The sequence below is a fragment of the Vibrio sp. S17_S38 genome (genome assembly GCF_014694375.1).
Lineage (GTDB): Bacteria > Pseudomonadota > Gammaproteobacteria > Enterobacterales > Vibrionaceae > Vibrio.
This window is the reverse complement of the sequence record NZ_JAAUWW010000011.1, coordinates 68,421-90,034: the sequence shown is the minus strand read 5'-3', so window position 1 is coordinate 90,034 and position 21,614 is coordinate 68,421. Positions and strand designations below refer to the sequence as shown.

At 41.2% G+C, this 21,614-nt stretch carries 18 protein-coding genes; 3 read left to right on the top strand and 15 right to left on the bottom strand.

Annotated features, from left to right (window positions below; translation table 11 throughout):
* Positions 1-232 precede the first annotated feature (232 nt).
* From alaS to HC725_RS10255, 4 genes are all read right to left on the bottom strand, one after another.
* On the bottom strand, positions 233-2,815 hold the full coding sequence (gene alaS, locus HC725_RS10270) for an alanine--tRNA ligase (RefSeq protein WP_190331775.1): 2,583 nt from the start codon (positions 2,813-2,815) through the stop codon (positions 233-235).
* A gap of 134 nt (positions 2,816-2,949) precedes the next feature.
* Positions 2,950-3,405, bottom strand: a complete 456-nt coding sequence (gene recX / locus HC725_RS10265) for a recombination regulator RecX (protein WP_190331733.1) — start codon at positions 3,403-3,405, stop codon at positions 2,950-2,952.
* Positions 3,406-3,496: 91 nt separating this feature from the next.
* The gene (gene recA, locus HC725_RS10260; RefSeq protein ID WP_190331732.1) at positions 3,497-4,537 is read right to left on the bottom strand and encodes a recombinase RecA; all 1,041 of its coding nucleotides are present in this window, start codon (positions 4,535-4,537) and stop codon (positions 3,497-3,499) included.
* A gap of 105 nt (positions 4,538-4,642) precedes the next feature.
* Complete coding sequence (locus HC725_RS10255) at positions 4,643-5,134, bottom strand: CinA family protein (RefSeq protein WP_190331731.1); 492 nt, start codon at positions 5,132-5,134, stop codon at positions 4,643-4,645.
* A 215-nt stretch (positions 5,135-5,349) separates the two neighbouring features.
* On the opposite strand from HC725_RS10255, the gene HC725_RS10250 reads away from it, so the two are divergent.
* The 3 genes from HC725_RS10250 (at position 5,350) to mutS (ending at position 11,044) form a co-directional block, all read left to right on the top strand.
* Entirely contained in the window at positions 5,350-6,282 is a 933-nt protein-coding gene (locus HC725_RS10250; protein WP_190331730.1) for a TAXI family TRAP transporter solute-binding subunit, read from the top strand.
* A 110-nt stretch (positions 6,283-6,392) separates the two neighbouring features.
* Positions 6,393-8,282, top strand: coding sequence for a TRAP transporter permease (locus HC725_RS10245; RefSeq protein WP_190331729.1), 1,890 nt, complete (start codon positions 6,393-6,395; stop codon positions 8,280-8,282).
* Between the two features lie 218 nt (positions 8,283-8,500).
* Positions 8,501-11,044: a DNA mismatch repair protein MutS gene (gene mutS / locus HC725_RS10240; protein WP_190331774.1), complete on the top strand. Its 2,544-nt coding sequence runs from the start codon at positions 8,501-8,503 to the stop codon at positions 11,042-11,044.
* Positions 11,045-11,131: 87 nt separating this feature from the next.
* Here mutS and rpoS read toward each other — a convergent pair whose 3' ends face one another.
* From rpoS to grpE, 11 genes are all read right to left on the bottom strand, one after another.
* The gene (rpoS, locus tag HC725_RS10235) at positions 11,132-12,097 is read right to left on the bottom strand and encodes an RNA polymerase sigma factor RpoS (protein WP_190331728.1); all 966 of its coding nucleotides are present in this window, start codon (positions 12,095-12,097) and stop codon (positions 11,132-11,134) included.
* Positions 12,098-12,151: 54 nt separating this feature from the next.
* Positions 12,152-12,955 (bottom strand): peptidoglycan DD-metalloendopeptidase family protein, encoded by an 804-nt coding sequence (locus tag HC725_RS10230; protein WP_238928481.1) that lies wholly within the window; start codon positions 12,953-12,955, stop codon positions 12,152-12,154.
* Between the two features lie 19 nt (positions 12,956-12,974).
* Positions 12,975-13,601 carry a protein-L-isoaspartate(D-aspartate) O-methyltransferase gene (locus tag HC725_RS10225; protein ID WP_190331726.1) on the bottom strand — a complete coding sequence of 209 codons (627 nt, stop codon included), beginning with the start codon at positions 13,599-13,601 and terminating at the stop codon, positions 12,975-12,977.
* 57 nt (positions 13,602-13,658) lie between these two features.
* On the bottom strand, positions 13,659-14,396 hold the full coding sequence (gene surE / locus HC725_RS10220; RefSeq protein WP_190331725.1) for a 5'/3'-nucleotidase SurE: 738 nt from the start codon (positions 14,394-14,396) through the stop codon (positions 13,659-13,661).
* A gap of 29 nt (positions 14,397-14,425) precedes the next feature.
* Positions 14,426-15,475 (bottom strand): tRNA pseudouridine(13) synthase TruD, encoded by a 1,050-nt coding sequence (truD, locus tag HC725_RS10215; protein WP_190331724.1) that lies wholly within the window; start codon positions 15,473-15,475, stop codon positions 14,426-14,428.
* Between the two features lie 34 nt (positions 15,476-15,509).
* Positions 15,510-15,995 (bottom strand): 2-C-methyl-D-erythritol 2,4-cyclodiphosphate synthase, encoded by a 486-nt coding sequence (gene ispF, locus HC725_RS10210; RefSeq protein WP_190331723.1) that lies wholly within the window; start codon positions 15,993-15,995, stop codon positions 15,510-15,512.
* Positions 15,992-16,813, bottom strand: coding sequence for a 2-C-methyl-D-erythritol 4-phosphate cytidylyltransferase (gene ispD, locus HC725_RS10205; protein WP_190331722.1), 822 nt, complete (start codon positions 16,811-16,813; stop codon positions 15,992-15,994). The genes ispF and ispD overlap by 4 nt, the downstream gene beginning before the upstream one ends.
* 12 nt (positions 16,814-16,825) lie before the next feature.
* Positions 16,826-17,137 carry a cell division protein FtsB gene (gene ftsB, locus HC725_RS10200; RefSeq protein ID WP_190331721.1) on the bottom strand — a complete coding sequence of 104 codons (312 nt, stop codon included), beginning with the start codon at positions 17,135-17,137 and terminating at the stop codon, positions 16,826-16,828.
* Positions 17,138-17,288: 151 nt separating this feature from the next.
* Complete coding sequence (dnaJ, locus tag HC725_RS10195) at positions 17,289-18,428, bottom strand: molecular chaperone DnaJ (RefSeq protein WP_190331720.1); 1,140 nt, start codon at positions 18,426-18,428, stop codon at positions 17,289-17,291.
* A gap of 324 nt (positions 18,429-18,752) precedes the next feature.
* Entirely contained in the window at positions 18,753-20,660 is a 1,908-nt protein-coding gene (gene dnaK, locus HC725_RS10190) for a molecular chaperone DnaK (protein ID WP_190331719.1), read from the bottom strand.
* Between the two features lie 194 nt (positions 20,661-20,854).
* Positions 20,855-21,469 carry a nucleotide exchange factor GrpE gene (grpE, locus tag HC725_RS10185; RefSeq protein WP_190331718.1) on the bottom strand — a complete coding sequence of 205 codons (615 nt, stop codon included), beginning with the start codon at positions 21,467-21,469 and terminating at the stop codon, positions 20,855-20,857.
* Between the last annotated feature and the right edge of the window lie 145 nt (positions 21,470-21,614).

The following is a 21,614-nucleotide window of genomic DNA, read 5'->3' as shown; positions in this document are numbered from 1 at the left end:
TTAGTATAGGCATAGTTATAGCGGTAAGCTAGGGTTTCTAATCCATAAGTGTCCATAACTAAGGATTACTATGACGATTTTTTATAATAAAAACCAGTCATTAGAATGTGATTTCAACGTTATAGAGAGTGAAGACTTATTTATGCTTGCCCGATCACACAAGCCCCATAAAAAACGGCACTAAATTCAGTGCCGTTAATTCAATAGAGACTAATTTAAACGCTCACTATCTTCATGATAGCTTTTCACTGATCCAGGTTTCAGCTGCCGCTAGTGCTTGTGGAAGTGCTTGTGTATCGGTTCCACCAGCTTGTGCCATATCAGGGCGACCACCACCTTTCCCACCGACTTGTTGAGCGACAAAGTTCACAAGCTCACCTGCTTTTACTTTACCGATAAGATCTTTGGTTACGCCGGCGATTAGGCCAACTTTATCATCAGAAATATTACCCAATAAAATAACACAACTGCCCACTTGGTTTTTCAGCTCATCAACCATACCTCGTAATGCTTTATTATCCGCACCATCTAGTTGACTAATCAGAACGTTAACCCCAGAGATCTCTTTTACTTGGCTAATTAAGCTCGCGCCAGCCTGTGATGCTAGCTTATCTTTTAGCTGTTGGATTTCTTTTTCTAACAACTTCGCTTTGGCTGCGCTATCGACTAATTTCTGCTCATATTGTGATTGCTGGTTATCAATTGCATCAAGAGCAGCTTCACCTGTCACTGCTTCAATACGACGAATACCCGCTGCAATACCATTTTCAGATATCACTTTAAATAACCCAATATCCCCCGTATTAGAAGCATGGATACCACCACATAATTCAGTAGAAAAGTTCCCCATTGAAAGCACACGAACTTGGTCGTCATACTTTTCACCAAATAATGCCATTGCGCCTTTTTGTTTGGCTGAATCAATATCCATCACATTGGTTTCAACTGAATGATTTAGGCGAACTTGTTGGTTAACTAAGCGCTCTACTTCGCGTAATTCATCAGCAGTTACGGCTTCTAAATGTGAAAAGTCAAAACGTAGGCTTTCAGCACGGACTAAAGAACCTTTCTGCGTCACATGCTCACCAAGTACCTGACGAAGAGCAGCATGTAATAAATGCGTTGCGGAGTGGTTTAATGTAATCGCATTACGGCGAAGTGCGTTAACTTGTGTTTGAGCCTCATCGCCTTTAGCCATCACACCTGCGGTTAATTTACCGTAGTGTGCAATCGCATTACCCAGTTTATGAGTATCACTTACTTCAAATACACCTGAATCAGTTGTGATCACACCTGCATCACCACATTGACCACCCGATTCTGCGTAGAATGGTGTTTGAGCTAAAATAACGATAGCATCAATGCCAGCACTGATATTCTCCGCCGCCTCACCTTCAACAAAAATCTCGGTGATAACCGACGATCCCGTTACATCGCTATAACCACAAAATTCACTATTCGATTCTGCTTTGATTGCTTTATTGTAATCGGTACCAAACTGACCCGCTTCACGAGCACGTTGACGTTGAGCTTCCATCGCAGCTTCAAAACCAGCCTCATCAATCGTCACATTACGTTCACGCGCAACATCATTGGTCAAATCCGCTGGGAAACCGTAAGTGTCATAGAGCTTAAATACCGTTTCGCCATCAAGTTCTGTCGTGCCATTTAATGCATCTATCGCTTCATTTAAAATCGCCATGCCGCGGTCAAGTGTTCGGGCAAAATTTTCTTCTTCAATTCGCAACACTTTTTCAACAACAGGTTGTTGCTTCTTAAGCTCTTCCCCTGCCGTTCCCATCACAGCAGCCAATGCCGTGACTAATTTATAAAAGAATGCCCCTTGTGCACCCAATTTATTACCATGACGAACGGCACGACGGATAATACGACGTAAAACATAACCTCGTCCTTCATTTGACGGCATAACACCATCAACAATAAGAAATGCACATGAACGGATATGATCTGCCACAACTCGTAGAGATTGATTATCGAGATCATCAGTTCCAATGATCTCAGCAGCAGCTTTGATTAAGGTTTGGAATACATCGATTTCATAATTTGAATGGACGCCTTGCATAATGGCAGCAATACGTTCAATTCCCATCCCAGTATCAACTGATGGTTTAGGTAATGGCTCCATGGTTCCGTCCGCATGACGGTTAAACTGCATGAATACGTTATTCCAGATCTCGATAAAACGGTCACCATCTTCTTCTGCTGTCCCCGGACGGCCACCCCAAATATGCTCTCCGTGATCATAGAAAATTTCAGAGCAAGGACCACAAGGACCTGTATCACCCATTTGCCAGAAGTTATCTGACTCATAAGCTTTACCGCCTTTTTTGTCACCAATACGAACAATACGATCGGCAGGAATACCGATATCTTTATTCCAAATATCGAATGCTTCATCATCGGTTTCATAAACCGTCACTAATAACTTCTCTTCCGGAAGTTGCAGCACTTCAGTCAAGAATTCCCAAGCGAATGCAATCGCATCATTTTTGAAATAATCACCAAAGCTGAAATTACCTAGCATTTCAAAAAACGTATGATGACGAGCAGTAAAGCCAACATTTTCTAGGTCGTTATGTTTGCCACCAGCGCGAACACAACGCTGAGCGGTCGTTGCTCTAACATAACTGCGTTTTTCGGCACCAAGAAAACAATCTTTAAATTGGTTCATCCCCGCATTGGTAAATAATAATGTTGGGTCATTAGCTGGAACTAATGATGAACTTTCAACGATTTGGTGTCCTTTCTTTTCAAAGAACGATAGGAACGCGTGGCGAACCTCATCAGTGCTCATTTTCTTATTATTAGGCATGCAATTCTTCCGGCAATATTCGAGATAAAAATTTGTCGATATTGTAAAGTATGGAGGGAGTTTAGTAAAACAAGATGAGTAATATTGAATAGCTACAATTAGGGTTTATTGATGTTTTATTTTAATTCAGACAATGCATAGCTAATTTGTTCAAAAGTATAGCCACGGTACTGTAAAAATCGTATTTGCTTAGCATAAGCTTTTTGATCTACAGCTTTCATTCCTTTGAATTTTTTATCCGCCGTTTCTTTAGCCAGTTCAAACCAATCTTGAGCTTCATCTTCTAATGCTTGATCGATAATATCGTCTGACACTTGTTTAAGATTGAGCGCTTGGCGAATTCGTCTTTCCCCGTGACCTTTATACACATGTTGGCGCACTTGGCTTTTGGCGTAGCGTAAATCATCCATCCAACCATTTAACTGGCAGTAAACAATAGCGTCTTCAATATCTTGCGAGTCAAACTCCTTCCTCTTGAGCTTTTGCTTCAATTCAAACTCACCATGATCACGGCGACTTAATAACTGAACCGACGTCTCTTTGGCCGATAATTTAGACTTAGAACGAAACATATAGCGCCTTTTCTATCTTTTAGAATCCTTTATAAACAAAAGCCCTGAATAAACAGGGCTTAACGCAATAACTCTAAATTCTAAAGTTTAACTATGCTTCTTCATCAGCTTCAATTTTTTCTGCTGGAATTTCTTCTGCCACAACGGGAGACAGTAGCATTTCACGTAATTTAGTATCAATTTCAAGTGCGATTTCTGGATGTTCCCGCAAGTAGTTGCATGAATTGGCTTTACCCTGTCCAATTTTATCACCTTTGTAGCTATACCAAGCACCGGCTTTTTCAACAAGCTTATTCTTCACACCTAGATCGACCAATTCGCCTTCGCGGTTAAAGCCTTTACCATATAAAATCTGTGTTTCAGCTTGCTTAAATGGCGCTGCGATTTTGTTTTTAACCACTTTAATACGAGTTTCATTACCAACAACTTCATCACCATCTTTAATCGCACCAGTACGACGAATGTCCAAACGAACAGATGCATAAAATTTAAGTGCATTACCACCTGTAGTCGTTTCTGGTGAACCAAACATGACACCAATTTTCATACGAATTTGGTTAATGAAGATTGCCATACAGTTCGATTGTTTTAGGTTCCCCGTCAGCTTACGCATTGCTTGAGAGAGCATACGCGCTTGAAGACCCATGTGACTGTCTCCCATCTCACCTTCAATTTCAGCTTTTGGTGTTAATGCTGCCACGGAGTCAATAACTAAGACATCAACTGCGCCAGAGCGAGCTAATGCATCACAAATTTCAAGGGCTTGCTCACCTGTATCAGGCTGAGAAACAAGAAGGTCATTAATATTAACACCAAGCTTTTGGGCATAGATTGGATCAAGCGCATGCTCAGCATCGATAAAAGCACAAGTTTTACCCACACGTTGAGCTGCAGCAATTAATTCAAGAGTAAGTGTTGTTTTACCTGAACTTTCAGGTCCGTAAACTTCAACAATACGCCCCATTGGCAAACCACCAGCGCCCAGAGCAATATCTAAAGCTAAAGAGCCAGTAGAGATAGTTTCGACATCCATGGTACGGTTATCACCCAATTTCATAATTGAGCCTTTACCAAATTGCTTTTCTATTTGGCCAAGCGCCGCTGCGAGTGCTTTTTGTTTATTCTCGTCCATTTCTTTCTCCACCGATTAGGGCATTAACATATTTGTTTTGATGTGGTCATTATACTGTTGATTCATACAGTGTCTATAGCTGTATGGATTTTTTTTCTGTTCCAATTATAAATCTAAAATATCTTCAAGTTTTTCTAATGCATGAAAGCATGCTTGGATCCGAATTTCGTCTCGGTCACCATTAAATAATACCGTTTCAAATTCCATTTCTTTCTCGTCATTCGCCCATGCAAAGCATACGGTTCCGACGGGCTTATCATCCGTCCCACCATCGGGTCCAGCGATGCCACTGACCGCAATTGCAGACGTTCCATTTGAATGCAACAAAGCGCCGCTAGCCATTTCTTGCACGGTTTGCTCACTGACGGCGCCATACTGTTCCAATGTTTCAAGTTTAACGCCTAACATTTCCATTTTCGCATCATTGCTATAAGTTACAAAGCTTCTATCAAACCATCTAGAGCATCCCGAAACATCTGTAATAGCATAAGCAATACCGCCACCAGTACACGATTCAGCTGTCACCAACACTTGAGATTTCTGTTTTAATTTAATACCAACTCGTTTACTCAATACATGTAATTCTGCCAATGTCATATTTATCCCTCTAACGGTAAGTTTTTATTTCATTTATAACAGCAGATAATTCAACACTCAGATAACTCAGTTAGAAATTTGTGAACCATCTTAAATTTTGTTTTTATTTTAAGGTTAACAATCACAGTACAGAGACATTAACATCCCAGTAACAATCTAACTATCTATACTCTGATTTGAATATTACTCGCTCATAAAATAAGGATGTGATTGTTATGAAACGAATCGCCCAAAAAGCCTTAATTGCTTTATCTCTCGCTGTATCATTACCCGCACTTGCTGAAAGCTATACTATTGGAACCGGTAGCCAAAGCGGCACTTATTATCCTCTTGGTGGTATTTTAGCTAAGATCTGGAGTGAAAACATTGATAACTTTGATATGCGTGCAGAAGTGACCGCTGCATCCGTAGAAAATACGATTAAAGTAGCAACAGGCAAGCAACTAGTGGGTATTGCACAAGGCAACGTCGTTCTACAAGCTAACCAAGGAATCAAGCCTTTCCCTAGAAAAATGGATGTGTCGGTTTTATTTGCCCTTTATCCAAATGCAGTTCAATTTATGGTTCCTGCCGATTCTGATGTCCATTCGATCGCGGGCTTAAAAGGAAAGCGTATTTCATTAGGCGCACCGGGTTCTGGTACTCGTGTCAGTGCGGTTAATATTTTAAGTACTCTTGGCGTAAACGAGAAAGACATTAAACCTCAATCATTAAATTACACCGCAACGACCAATGCACTCGCCAATGGTCAAATCGATGCCGGTGTCATTGTTGGAAGTTTAGGCGTTGGTGCAATTACTGAATTAGCATTAACCCGCAAGATCCGTATTTTATCATTCAGCGCCGATGAAATGGCGAAAGTAATAAAAGCGAACCCATCTTATCAAGCGCTTGATGCCCCGGCTGAAACCTATAAAAACGTTCCCGCATTTACTACTCCAGCGGTATGGAATGTGTTAGTGGTGAATAAAAACATGAGCGAAGATATGGCCTATCAAATGACTAAGGTAGCATTTGATAACATTGCTAAAATTCGCCAAGTGGTTGGTGTCACCAAGCTCACAACGCTTGAAAATATGAACAAATTATCAGGTATTCCTTTGCATCCAGGTTCGCAAAAGTACTTAGATGAGCATATGAAAAAATAAGCTACACCAGCATAATCACACCGACGTTCAGCTTAACGATGCGCTTTTAGTCCTCGTCAAGCTGAACCTATTCACCATTCTTATTCTGGTTTTTTCATATGGAGTTTGAAATGACAAAACCTCGCTCACTAAGTCAATGCTTAACGGATTATTTAGTATTAATCGCAACAATTGCGGCTATCGCCCTTTCAACCTTCCAAGTATGGCAAGGATTACAACCTACACTCTCAGCACCTGTATTTCGCCCTATTCATCTTGCTTGGGTTTTAGCGATTGCCTTTTTACTGAACCCACTAGTTAAACCAGATGGTCGATCTGCTTTTTTTTATCTATTTGGCCGCTTGGTTGATGTGCTTCTCATCATTGTAACTTGCTGGGCTACCTACCAAATCTCCATATTTGATTATGATGACATCAGTTTTTTACTCGATGGATTACAATCTATCGATCAAATAGCTGGCGTGATTTTGATTCTAGCCTTACTTGAAGCCACCAGACGCACGGTTGGCTTTGTAATGGTATTAATCGCAGGGTTATTTCTACTTTATGCTTTCTTTGGGGATGCTTTACCCTCGGGAATAGCCAGCAAAGGCTTTTCGCTTGAGGAAGTGATTCGTTTCCACATTTTCTCCACCAACGGGGTATTTGGAGCGCCATTAGCCATCGCTGCTGGTGTTGTCTTTATTTTCGTATTATTTGGTGCATTTTTGCAAGTGACGGGGGCTGGGCAATTTTTTATTGATGCAGCCTTTGCGGTCGCAGGTAAATACCGTGGTGGCCCAGCCAAAGCGAGCGTATTAGCCTCAGCAGCGTTAGGATCTATTTCAGGTTCCGCCATTGCCAATACGGTGACCACTGGCGCACTCACCATTCCGATGATGAAGAAGCTCGGCTATAAACCGGAGCAAGCCGCTGGTATCGAAGCTGCCGCCTCAACTGGTGGACAAATTATGCCTCCAGTCATGGGCGCGGGTGCATTTGTTATGGCGCAATTTACAGGTATTCCATACAGCGATATTTTATTGGTTTCGATTGCCCCTGCTATTTTATATTTTGCCAGTACACTACTTTATGTTCATTTAATGGCTTGTAAATTAGGTCTACGAGGCATGACGGTGACAGAAAAAATTGGCGTTGTGATGAAACAAGGCTGGCACTTTTTAGTACCACTCATTTTCATCACCAGTTTATTACTCATGAGTTACTCCCCCGTATTGGTTGGTATCGCCGGTTGTGGTGCAATTTTAGTCGCCGCAATGATGCGAAAACACAGTCGGATTACCTTGTCTATTTTATTGCAAGGTATGAAAGAAGGTGCGATTTCAGCCGTACCGATCTCAATTGCTTGTGCGACGGCAGGGATCGTTGTTGGCGTTGTAGGTCAAACAGGAATTGGATTACAGTTTACCCAATTTTTAATTGCCTTGTCAGGTGGTTATTTATGGTCAGCTTTGGGTCTTATTGCCATTGCTGCCGTTATTTTAGGCATGGGGTTACCGGTTACCGCGGCCTATATTGTACTTTCAGTCATGGCAGTTCCGGCATTGAATGACTTTGGGATGGGCTTATTAACCGCCCATATGATCGTCTTTTGGCTATCACAAACTTCCAACGTTACCCCTCCGATTGCACTGGCCGCTTTCGCTGGTGCTGGAATCGCAGGCGCATCGCCAATGAAGTCAGCCATTCAAGCATTTAAACTCGCGCAAGGATTTTTCATTATTCCGGCGATGATGGCATTTTCTGGATTAATTTGGCTTGATGGCGAACTGATTCATTTCTTCATCGGTATTATTGCAACTCTCGGCTTAATATTTGCCTTTGCTGGTGGAATAGAAGGGAGACTTCTAAACCCTCTGGGCTTGATTGAACGTATTTTCTTACTAGCGTTAGCTCTCGGTATTTTATTTACTGATGACATATATCGCTTAGCCTGCTTGTTCGTTGTGGTTATTATCGTGATCCTGAATGCACGTAAAGCGGAACCAATAACCAACTAATCATATTTGACTCAAATCAGATATCATATCAATGACTCAAACCGATTGGCTTGAGTCATTTTTCATATCCGGTGTATTAATGCTTCTCTTAAATTAATCTCTTTAATCACGCCTTTCCAATTGCTTTCTAAAGTCATGAAAAATATCATGGCAGAATACTTGATATTTTAATCGAAAGACTGGGTGATAGCGTGGTAAAAACAGAAACTCATACACCAATGATGCAGCAATATTTACGTTTAAAAGCGGAAAACCCTGATATTTTGCTGTTCTATCGTATGGGTGATTTTTATGAATTATTCTATAGCGATGCCAAACGCGCTTCTCAGTTATTAGACATATCATTGACCAAACGTGGTGCTTCTGCGGGTGAGCCTATCCCGATGGCTGGCGTGCCTTATCATGCTGTCGAAGGTTATTTGGCAAAATTAGTACAACTAGGTGAATCAGTCGCCATTTGTGAACAAGTTGGCGATCCTGCTACCAGCAAAGGGCCAGTTGAGCGAAAAGTAGTCCGCATTGTCACGCCCGGCACCGTCACCGATGAAGCTTTATTGCCTGAACGTATCGATAATTTAGTCGCGGCTATTTATCAACAAAACGATAAATTTGGATACGCAACGTTAGATATGACATCAGGCCGCTTTCAGTTATGTGAACCGCAAAGCTTTGAATCCATGCAAGCCGAATTACAGAGAACCTCACCAAAAGAATTACTCTACCCAGAAGATTTTGCCAGCAGAGCATTACTTGAAAAAATCAAAGGACAACGCCGTCGTCCCGTTTGGGAGTTTGAACTCGATACCGCCAAACAGCAACTCAACTTGCAATTTGGCACGCGTGACTTGGTTGGTTTTGGAGTAGAAAGCGCCAATCTCGGCTTATGTGCTGCTGGCTGTTTAATTCAATATGTCAAAGATACCCAACGCACCGCTTTGCCGCATATTCGTTCATTAACTTTAGACCGCCAAGATGACTCTGTGATTTTAGATGCTGCTACGCGTCGTAATTTAGAAATTACCCAAAATTTAGCAGGCGGAAGCGATAATACGTTAGCAGAAGTGCTCGATCACACCGCGACTCCAATGGGCAGTCGGATGTTTAAACGTTGGCTACATCAACCTGTGCGTAATAGCCAAACACTGAATCAACGTCTTGATGCTATTAACGAATTAAAACAAAACACCTACTTTTCTGATTTACATCCTGTGTTAAAGGGCATTGGTGATATTGAACGAATTCTCGCTCGTCTCGCACTTCGTTCAGCTAGACCAAGAGATCTCGCACGTCTACGTAATGCAATGCAACAACTCCCTGAACTGTCGACAATTTCTAGCAATTTTCAACATGAATACCTACAAGATCTAACCAAGTTAACTCAACCAATGGATTCCATTTGTGAGTTACTTGAGCGTGCGATTAAAGAAAACCCACCCGTAGTGATCCGTGATGGTGGTGTTTTAGAAGCAGGTTATAGCGCCGAACTTGATGAACTGAGAAACCTTGCAGATGGTGCAAAAGATTATTTAGATAAGATGGAAGCGGATGAAAAAGAACGACATGGCATTGAAAGCTTAAAAGTTGGCTACAACAATGTGCACGGCTTTTTTATTCAAATTAGCCGAGGCCAAAGCCATTTAGCTCCACCGCACTATGTTCGTCGCCAAACATTAAAAAATGCTGAACGGTACATTATTCCTGAATTAAAAGAGCACGAAGACAAAGTGCTTAATTCTAAATCTAAGGCGTTAGCTCTAGAGAAACGATTATGGGAAGAGTTATTTGATTTATTAATGCCCGATCTTGAAGCGATGCAAAATCTAGCTTCCGCGTTATCTCAATTAGATGTATTGCAAAACTTAGCGGAACGGGCCGATACACTCAACTATTGCCGACCAACCATAACTAAAACCGCAGGTCTAAGCATCACGGCTGGTCGCCACCCTGTCGTTGAGCAAGTATTAAGTGAACCTTTTATTGCCAACCCAATTGAGCTAAACCCAATGCGCCAAATGTTGATTATTACGGGGCCAAATATGGGGGGTAAATCCACTTATATGCGCCAAACGGCTTTGATCGCATTACTCGCTCATATAGGGAGTTATGTTCCAGCAGAATCAGCAACGATAGGATCTATTGACCGAATTTTCACGCGCATTGGGGCGCAGGACGATCTGGCTTCTGGGCGATCTACTTTCATGGTCGAAATGACAGAAACTGCGAATATTTTACACAACGCAACTAAAAACAGTTTAGTGCTGATGGATGAAATTGGCCGTGGCACTAGTACTTATGATGGTTTGTCATTAGCGTGGGCAAGTGCACATTGGTTGGCAACCAAAATCGGCGCTTTAACCTTATTTGCCACCCACTATTTTGAGCTTACCGAACTGCCCAACCAAATAGATAATCTCGCCAATGTACATCTTGATGCAATTGAACATGGCGACACTATTGCTTTCATGCATGCAGTACAAGAAGGCGCGGCGAGTAAATCATATGGCTTAGCAGTTGCCAGCTTAGCGGGTGTCCCAAAGCAGGTGATCACTCAAGCTAAAAATAAACTCAAGCAACTAGAGTCACTCGGTCAGCAAAAGGCAGTTCCACACAGTCATGAAGTAAAACCGATGATAGTGGAACAACAACTCAGTTTGATCCCTGATCCGAGTGAGTTAGATCAAGCACTAGCCCAACTAAACCCTGATGATATGAGCCCACGTGAAGCTTTAGAAGCATTATATCGACTTAAAACATTATTATAAGCCTGATTAATAACAAAAAAGGAAGCCATGATGAGGCTTCCTTTTTATGTTTCTAGTTCTTAATTATTTAGAATTTCCAGCTTAAAACTAATCATTTTCAACGTCGAACAATGACTCCATATTCAAGCCTTGTTTCACGAGTATCTCTCTTAAACGACGTAAGCCTTCAACTTGAATTTGACGAACACGTTCACGAGTTAAGCTAATTTCACGCCCTACTTCCTCTAAAGTGGATGGCTCGTAACCTAGAAGCCCAAAGCGTCGTGCTAATACTTCTTTTTGTTTTGGGTTCAACTCATCTAACCAATTCATAAGTGAATTACGAATATCATCATCTTGAGTCGATACTTCTGGATCAGAATTGTGAATGTCAGGAATAATGTCTAATAATGCTTTCTCGCCATCACCACCAATCGGAGTATCAACCGAGCTAATACGCTCATTCAAACGCAGCATTTTACTGACATCTTCCACTGGTTTATCCAATGTTTTTGCGATTTCTTCAGCGGTTGGTTCATGATCCAATTTTTGTGCTAATTCACGAGCAGTACGCAAATAGATATTTAATTCTTTAACCACATGAATCGGTAATCGAATGGTGCGAGTTTGATTCATTAATGCGCGTTCAATGGTTTGCCTGATCCACCAAGTCGCATACGTTGAAAAACGAAAACCTCTTTCTGGATCAAATTTTTCGACTGCACGAATAAGGCCAAGATTACCCTCTTCAATCAAATCAAGTAATGCAAGACCACGGCTATTATAGCGACGAGAAATTTTAACGACTAATCGCAGGTTACTTTCGATCATACGTTTACGAGCAGCAGCATCACCTCGAAGGGCTCGACGTGCATATAACACTTCTTCTTCTGCGGTAAGGAGTGGAGAGAAACCAATCTCACTTAGATAAATTTGAGTAGCATCAAGACTTTTTGTCGAAATCTCATACTCTTCTTTTTTGTCATCTTTTCGTGTTTGAGCTTCTACTGCTTCAACATCAAATTCATTGTCATCGATGTCATTTATTTTAGCGACTGCATTGCTGATACTCATAAGCGCCTCCCCTGGCGAATTAAGTTAGCAAGACATAACAACCTAATATGTCATTTATGGTAAGTAGTTATTTGGATTAACTGGCTTACCTTTGTATCTAATTTCAAAATGTAACCGAACACTGTTGGTGCCCGTACTTCCCATTGATGCAATTTTCTGGCCAGCTTTTACACTTTGACCTTCCGTTATCAGCAGGCGATCATTATGCGCATAAGCACTTAGGTATTCTTCATTATGTTTTATAATAATAAGGTTTCCGTAACCTCGAAGAGCATTACCTGCATACACCACAACTCCGGCAGCCGTTGCCAATACATCTTGTCCTCGCTGACCGGCTATATCGAGACCTTTATTACCTTGATCGCCTAAGGCAAACTTAGCAATTACTCGGCCTCTGGTTGGCCACACCCATTTATCTACTTTTTCATTATTTTGTGTTGACTGGGTGACAGATTGGTTAACATTTTGTTTACTTGAGCTATCAACATACTCTCCTGATTTTGATTGCACAACAGGCTCTGAGGCATCTTTATGCACAACTTTAGTCGTAGATGAGGCACTAATTTGACTATCACCAGCCCCTGTCCCATCAAATCTAGGCGCTACATATACGGATCGCCACAGGTTAAGTTTTTGCCCAGGCCGGATGGTATAAGGTGGTTTCAGGTGGTTATAACGAATAATGTCATTAACATCTTTATCCGATAAGTAAGAGATAAAATAAACACTGTCACCCTTTTGAACCTCATAGTAGCTACCTTTAAAGCTGCCTCGGCTATCTTTATTTCCTGGTAGTGCACAACCTGCTAAAAATGCAAGTAAGACGATAGTCGCGACACTATATTTAATCCAATGCAACACCAAAATCCTATTCAATTTATGCCAATTCCCCAGAAATTAGAGGGACGAATCTAACGGCTTCTACCAAAGTAGAAATACACTCACCTTGTCGTTTTTCTATTTTTATTAAATCTTGATGTTCATCACCTATTGGAATGATTAAACGGCCACCATCTGCAAGTTGGTCAACAAGTGCTTCAGGAAGATGGCAAGCAGCAGCTGTCACAATAATGGCGTCATATGGACCTTTTGCAGCCCAACCTTGCCAACCATCAGCATGTTTCGTTGATATGTTATAGATATCAAGTTGTTTCAGTAAGCGCTTGGCATTCCATTGTAAAGACTTGATTCGTTCAACGGAGTAAACATGATCAACTAATTTGGATAGCACTGCCGTCTGATAACCAGATCCAGTCCCGATTTCAAGTACACGACTATGCGGTTTAAGCTCAAGTAATTGAGTCATTTTGGCTACAATATAAGGCTGAGAGATCGTTTGGCCTGCGCCGATAGGAAGCGCATTATTATCATAAGCTTGATGCCGCATTGCTTCGGGTAAGAAATACTCCCTTGGCACAATACGCATCACTTCTAAAATATTAGGATCGGTTATTCCATTATCAATTAAAAACGTCACTAATTTATTGGCTTTAATATTATTCATTATTGCCTGTATATACTCTCTATTAGGTTACAAAAACACTCGCTTCAATCAAGCAGACTACTTCAACCAGTCATTCATATTATTGATGGCCTTGTGTGCGGTAAGATCGACTATCAATGGTGTAATAGATACTTCACCTTTCTCTATCGCATAGAAATCCGTTCCTTCTCCACAATCAGCCTCTTTCCCCGGAGGCCCAAGCCAATACACTTCTTGACCACGGGGATCCAACTGTTTAATCATATCTTCAGCGTGATGACGAGCGCCAAGACGAGTGATCCGAGTACCAGATAACTCTTCTAATGCAAGATTAGGCACATTAACGTTAATCAACTGCTGTTCAGGAATAGGTTGTTGAATATGCTGTAGCACTAAATCTTTAGCAATTTGGGCTGCGGTATCAAAATGGGTATTTCCCACCAATGAAATTGCAATGGCTTGTACACCTAGAAAATGCCCTTCCATTGCCGCTGCCACCGTCCCAGAATACAACACATCATCACCAAGATTAGCGCCATGGTTAATACCCGATACTAACACCTCAGGCAGATCATCTTTCATTAATTCATTTAAAGCAAAATGCACACAGTCCGTTGGTGTTCCTTGTACTGAATATACATTAGGACGAATTTGATTAACGCGTAATGGACTTTCTAAGGTTAATGAATTAGAAGCTCCTGAACGGTTTCTATCCGGCGCAACAATAATCACTTCGCCAATATCAGATAACACTTTAGCTAACGTATTGAGACCTTGAGCATGAACGCCATCATCGTTACTGAGCAATATTTTCATCTCTAATCCTTTAATCTTGCAGCCAATTTTTAATCGTAAGTACGCTCAAATGCGATTTCGTTGATAAGCTCGCGTAAAATAGACGTCGCAAAGCAGCCAGCGGGTAAACCAAATGACAATGTGACTGCCGTAGCTTCTGTTGACCAAGTTAGGTTTTGTGCATACAAAGCGACAGGACGGCGATCATGGCGCATACGATTGCCACAGATCAGTTTCATAAGATCAGGCTCTGCATCTAGAAATGGTTTTTCTAATTGTTGGGCATCATTGCGAGTTGGCAGTGCATTGTCGCCAGCTAATGGTGCGGACAATTGCAGCGTTTCATTTTCAAGTTGCACTTGTAACTCAGCAAGATTGGTTTCATCAACTACACTCTGATCGCCTTTGGAATTAATCACAATGTCGCCATTAAGTAATTGTGAAAATAGCTGCGCTTCAATCCGGTGAGAAACCACTTGATTAAAGATCCAAGAGCGTGCTGTTGAAAGATAAAGGCTACGTTTATTTTGATTTCGGGTGCGTACATTCTCACGCCCCCATCGACGTGCTTCTTCTAAATTATTTCCGTCTTGACCAAAGCGTTGAGCCCCATAATAATTAGGCACACCTGATAATTTTATTTGTTCAAGTCGCTGACAGATATCTTCAATATTCGACACTTCAGTCAAGCGGATCACAAATTGATTGCCAATCAAATCACCAGGGCGTAATTTTTTATGATGATAAGCCGTCTCTAAAATTTGTACGGTTGGATGTTCAGCTTCAAATTGGGCAATATTAAAATCGTCTTTTTTGCCACCTTGTACACTTAACCATTGTTCCGTTATCGCATGACGATCTTTTAATCCGGCCCAACCAACATTTTTAGACGGAACTCCACAAGCTTTAGCTAGTTCATTGGCGACATAACTAGTATTTTCACCTTGCTTGCGAATTTTCACCATCAAGTGTTCGCCGTTACCGGAAAAATCAAAGCCTAAATCTTCCATCACTTGGAAATCACATGCTTGAGCTTTAACTTTAGCTTCGGCGATAGGTTTACTTAATTGATAAGCCAATGAGGCTAAAATGTCTGTCATAATATTCTTAGTCATATTCTGTAGTTGGGGTAGATTACTTCGATTCAGAGCGATGAATTAAAACCACAGCTTCACAAGCAATGCCTTCTTTTCGTCCTGTAAAGCCAAGTTTTTCAGTTGTCGTCGCTTTAACATTAATATTATCGATATTCGTTTCTAAGTCAGCCGCGATAGCGCCTCGCATCGATTCAATATAGGGCAACATTTTAGGCGCTTGGGCGATAATCGTGACATCTGCATTACCAAGTACATAGCCTTTTTGTTTCACAAAACAATAAACTTCTCGTAATAAATCTCGGCTATTTGCTCCTTTCCACTTATCATCCGTATCAGGGAAGTGCTTACCAATATCACCCGCTGCAATGGCACCTAATAAGGCATCCGTAAGTGCATGTAATGCAACATCACCATCGGAATGTGCAATTAAACCTTGCTCATAAGGCACAGCTACACCGCCAATAATCACAGGGCCATCACCACCAAATTTATGTACATCAAAGCCATGTCCAATACGAATCATAGAATACCCTTATAACTTCCACTTGGATCTATTGACCTGCCTAGATCCAAGTCATTCATTTGCTTATATAAGAAAAATTCAGCTAAAGCCAAGTCTTCCGGCTGCGTTACTTTTATGTTATCGGCACGCCCTGTGACTAATAATGGAAATTGACCAATAGCCTCCATTGCGGACGCTTCATCTGTTAGTGTAATACCATTTAGCAAACCGTAAGACAGAGCCTGTTTAAGCTCATTAAGAGGAAACATCTGCGGTGTTAATGCATGCCATAATAGATTTCGGTCTACGGTCGTATTAATCCGAATCTCGTGGCTCAGATTATCAATCTTGGCTTGCGCTTTCTTCATGGTATCGCGAACTGGCGATGCTAAAATCGCACCGCATCCGCTCGAAACTTTCGATAATGCAGGGCAACATGCTGCAACTAATTGGCTTATATCGTGATGAGTAATACAAGGACGAGCAGCATCATGCACAAGTACCCAAGGATATTTTGTTGCATAGTGCAAGCTTAGGTATTCCAAGCCTGACAGCACCGAGTCAACTCTCTCTTTACCGCCACTCACTCGTATTACATCTTGTCGATTGGCCAGAGATAAAGCAGGGAAATATTCGTCATCATCACTGATGGCGACAATGACTAAATCAATAAGAGGATGAGATAATAAACGTTCAATCGTATGCTCTAATATTGTTTTCCCGTGCAGCATTAAATACTGCTTAGGATGATTAGCTAGCATACGCTTCCCCACACCTGCCGCGGGAACAACAACAGCAAAACAATGATCTTGTGTATGATGAGATAATGAAGAAATCATAAATAAACTCTATTAACCATCATCAGAATTGAAAGTGGAATTATCATCAGTATCATCCCCCATAATTCGATAAAAAGTCTCGCCATTTTTAATTAAACCAAGCTCATGCCTAGCTCTTTCTTCAATCGCATCAAGCCCTTGACGTAAGTCATCAATTTCAGCAAACATCAAATCATTACGCTTTTTCAAACTAACGTTAACTTCTTCTTGAACAACAATATCCGAATGGACAGCGTTATAGTCTGTTACTCCATTCTTCCCAAAAAATAGGTCATATTGAAGTAAACCTAATAAGGCTATTAGTACTAAAGTAAATATTCGCATTACTTACTCACAAAAAATGTCTTAGATCTGAAGGTAATCATACCTTATTCACCTTATTAAGGCATTAGCCATGGCAAGACTAAATATGCAGCATCCAAAAAAGCAAAAAGCCTTCGCAGTGGAAGGCTTTGCACTCTATTTTAAACTGTAATCAACCAGTCAAATCATCAAAGAATTTTTTCACACCATTGAAAAAACCTTCCGATTTTGGCTTATGCTTTTGACCCGCATCACCACCAAAGGATTCCTCCAAATCACGTAATAGTTCTTTTTGATGAGAACTTAGTTTTACCGGCGTTTCGACTACAAGCTTACAAATCAAATCACCGACAGCACCGCCTCGTACTGACTTAACACCTTTTCCACGCATACGGAACATACGTCCAGTTTGCATTTCAGCCGGTACTTTCAGTTTAAAGCGACCATTTAATGTCGGTACTTCGACTTCACCGCCTAACGCAGCCAGCGTAAAGCTTACTGGTACTTCGCAATGCAAATTACTGCCATCACGGTCAAAAATATGATGCTGACGTAGATGCACTTCAACATATAAATCACCAGCAGGAGCGCCACGCTCTCCTGCTTCACCTTCACCAGTTAAGCGAATTCGATCACCGGTATCAACACCAGCTGGAATTTTAACATTAAGCGTTTTATTTTTTTGTTTACGGCCTTCACCGTGACAAGAACCACAAGGATCTTTAATAATCTTACCTTTACCATGACAAGTAGGACAAGCTTGTTGTACGGCAAAGAAACCTTGACGCATTTGCACCTGGCCATGACCATGACAAGTCCCACATGTTTGAGACGTCGAACCTGCCTTTGCCCCACTACCATCGCACACTTCGCATTCTGCTAATGTTGGTATACGTATTTCTTTTTCACAACCACGCACTGCATCTTCTAAAGATAATTCCATGTTGTAACGAAGATCAGAGCCGCGTTGCGCACGTTGACCGCCGCCACGACGGCCGCCACCTCCGAAAATATCGCCGAAAACATCACCGAACATATCTTCAAAACCACCGCCTCCACTAAAGCCGCCTCCACCGCCCATGCCGCCCTGCTCAAAGGCTGCATGACCATGTTGATCATAAGCTTGTCTTTTCTGAGCGTCGGTTAAAATTTCATACGCTTCTTTTACTTCTTTAAATTTTTCAGCTGCATCCGCTTCCTGATTTCTATCAGGATGGAATTTCATCGCTAGACGCTTATACGCCTTTTTGATATCACGTTCAGCGGCATCACGACTGACGCCGAGTACTTCATAAAGATCACGTTTTGACATGCTTGATTCACCAATTTCTTCTTAAAGCTAATGACACAGGTAAGCATTAGCGATGTATTTATCTGTCTAGATAAAAACCGACTGTAACCGCTCGTTTTTGTTATTCATAAAACGTCGAGCTAGGTTTGACTTTTATCAAGAGAGACAAATTAATATTATCCGTACTATAAAAACTCAATAAATATAAGTTCTAAGCCTTCTATTTATTATTTAGCATTTTATCGAAAAACGCGGGCGAGAGAGAAACCTCTAACGCCCGCAGCTTATTCTGATATTAGTAAGCAATTAATAGCTCACTTTTCAGACTCGACTTAATCCGGTGGATTATTTTTTGTCTTCGTCTTTTACTTCTTCAAATTCAGCATCCACTACGTCATCTTCAGGTTTTGCATCACCTTCGCCGCCTTGTGAAGCTTGAGCTTGCTGTTGAGCCATTTCCATTAGTTTTTGCGCAGCTGCTGCTAACGCTTGAACTTTTTCGTCGATAACTGCTTTATCGTCACCAGATTTAACGCGCTCTAGCTCGCCAATCGCTTTTTCGATATTCGCTTTATCTTCGTCTGGAAGTGAATCACCTGCTTCTGTCATTTGTTTACGAGTACCGTGGATCATCTGATCAGCTTGGTTACGCGTAGTAACTAACTCTTCGAATTTTTTGTCAGCTTCTTTATTAGCTTCAGCTTCTTGAACCATTTTTTCGATTTCTTCGTCAGTCAAACCACCATTCGCTTGAATCGTGATTTTTTGTTCTTTACCTGTCGCTTTATCTTTTGCTGATACGTTCAAGATACCATCTGCATCCAAATCGAATGTGACTTCGATTTGAGGCATACCGCGTGGCGCAGCATTAATACCTTCTAGGTTAAATTGACCTAGAGATTTATTGTAAGAAGCTTGTTTACGCTCACCTTGTAACACATGGATCGTAACCGCGCTTTGATTGTCTTCAGCAGTTGAGAACACTTGATTTGCCTTAGTTGGAATCGTCGTGTTTTTCTCAATCAGCTTAGTCATCACACCACCCATCGTTTCGATACCGAAAGATAGAGGAGTAACATCAAGTAAAAGTACGTCTTTCACATCACCAGCAAGAACACCAGCTTGAACCGCTGCACCTACCGCTACCGCTTCATCAGGGTTTACATCTTTACGTGGCTCTTTACCAAAGAATTCAGTTACTTTCTTCTGAACTAGTGGCATACGTGTTTGGCCACCCACTAAGATAACGTCAGTGATATCACTTACGCTTAAATCAGCATCAGCAAGTGCCACTTTAAGTGGTTCAAGAGAACGTTGTACCAGATCTTCAACTAAAGATTCTAATTTAGAACGTGTTACTTTAACGTTCATGTGCTTAGGACCAGTTGCATCTGCTGTCACATATGGAAGGTTTACGTCAGTTTGTTGAGCTGAAGACAATTCAATCTTCGCTTTTTCTGCCGCTTCTTTCACACGTTGCATGGCTAAAGGATCTTTTTTCAGATCAATACCTTGCTCATTTTTGAATTCAGATACTAAATAGTTGATTAGACGTGTATCGAAATCTTCACCACCTAGGTGTGTATCACCGTTGGTAGAAAGAACTTCGAATGTTTTCTCGCCTTCAACTTCATCAATTTCGATGATAGAGATATCGAACGTACCACCACCAAGGTCATAAACAGCGATTGTACGGTCGCCGCCTTTTTTATCAAGACCGTAAGCAAGTGCAGCAGCAGTTGGTTCGTTGATAATACGTTTAACTTCAAGACCTGCGATACGGCCAGCATCTTTTGTAGCTTGACGTTGTGCATCATTAAAGTAAGCAGGAACCGTAATAACAGCAGCCGTTACTTCTTCACCAAGAAAATCTTCAGCTGTTTTTTTCATTTTTTTCAAGATTTCAGCAGAAACTTGAGGAGCAGCCATTTTTTGGCCTTTCGCTTCAACCCATGCATCACCGTTATCTGCCTTGATGATTTTGTAAGGCATAATCTCGATATCACGCTGAACTTCTTCGTCTTCAAAACGACGACCGATCAAGCGCTTGATAGCAAATAATGTATTTTCAGGGTTAGTAACTGCTTGGCGTTTTGCAGGTTGACCTACTAATGTTTCGCCATCTGTATAAGCTACTACCGATGCAGTTGTGCGCTCGCCCTCTGCATTTTCAATTACGCGTGGTTTGTCGCCGTCTAATACTGCAACACATGAGTTAGTTGTACCTAAATCAATACCAATGATTCTACCCATTAGAACATTCTCCAAAGAATTCAGTTAATCAGTTTTTGCTGTACCCAGCTTTTTTTATATCAAATAAGATGGGGGCTCAGATTGGGATTTCAACCCTATCTGTTAATTTGTTCTAGCGGCTATCTACCGATAAACTCGCTTTTATACACCATAAATAAGGGCTACAAATTTCATTTCAAGGGATAGATGAAATATTATTTTGCAACCATCACCATTGCAGGTCGGATCACTCGACCATTCAATTGATAACCTTTTTGCATTACGATCATCACACTATTTGATTCATGATCTGCACTTTCTTGCATGCCAATAGCTTGGTGCAATTCAGGATTGAAAGCCTCACCTTCTGGATTGATAACTTCAAGGCCAAATTTAGAAACAGTATCAACGAATGATTTGTGTGTCATTTCAACACCTTCAATCACGGATTTAACCGCTTCATTTTCAGGATCAGAAGATTGAAGTGCGCGTTCTAAATTATCAATAACTGGTAACAGTTCTTCAGCAAATTTATTCAATGCGTATTTACGTGCTTTATCAATTTCTTGCTCGCTACGACGACGCATATTTTCCACTTCAGCTTTCGCTCGTAGAACAGAATCTTGTTGATCTTTAACTTGAGCTTGGCTTGCGATTAGCGCAGCTTCTAGTTCTGCAACCAATGAACCTTCTGTTTCTCCACTTTCATTCCAATCAATATCACCATCATCACCAATAGTTTCGATGGCTTCATTTTCAAGTGCTTCTTCTGCTTGTACTTCTTCCGCTTTTAGCTCTTCTTCATGCGGGTTATTGTGTTTATCTGTCATGACATCTCCAAGAAATTAATCAGGACCATACGTTTGTCCCATTTAAATAGGCACAAAATACTCGCATAGTCGTTACACTTGCCTTTATTATGGGGACGAAGATTTTTGATTCAAGCGTAAAATACGAATCCTTAATGAAAGAGCA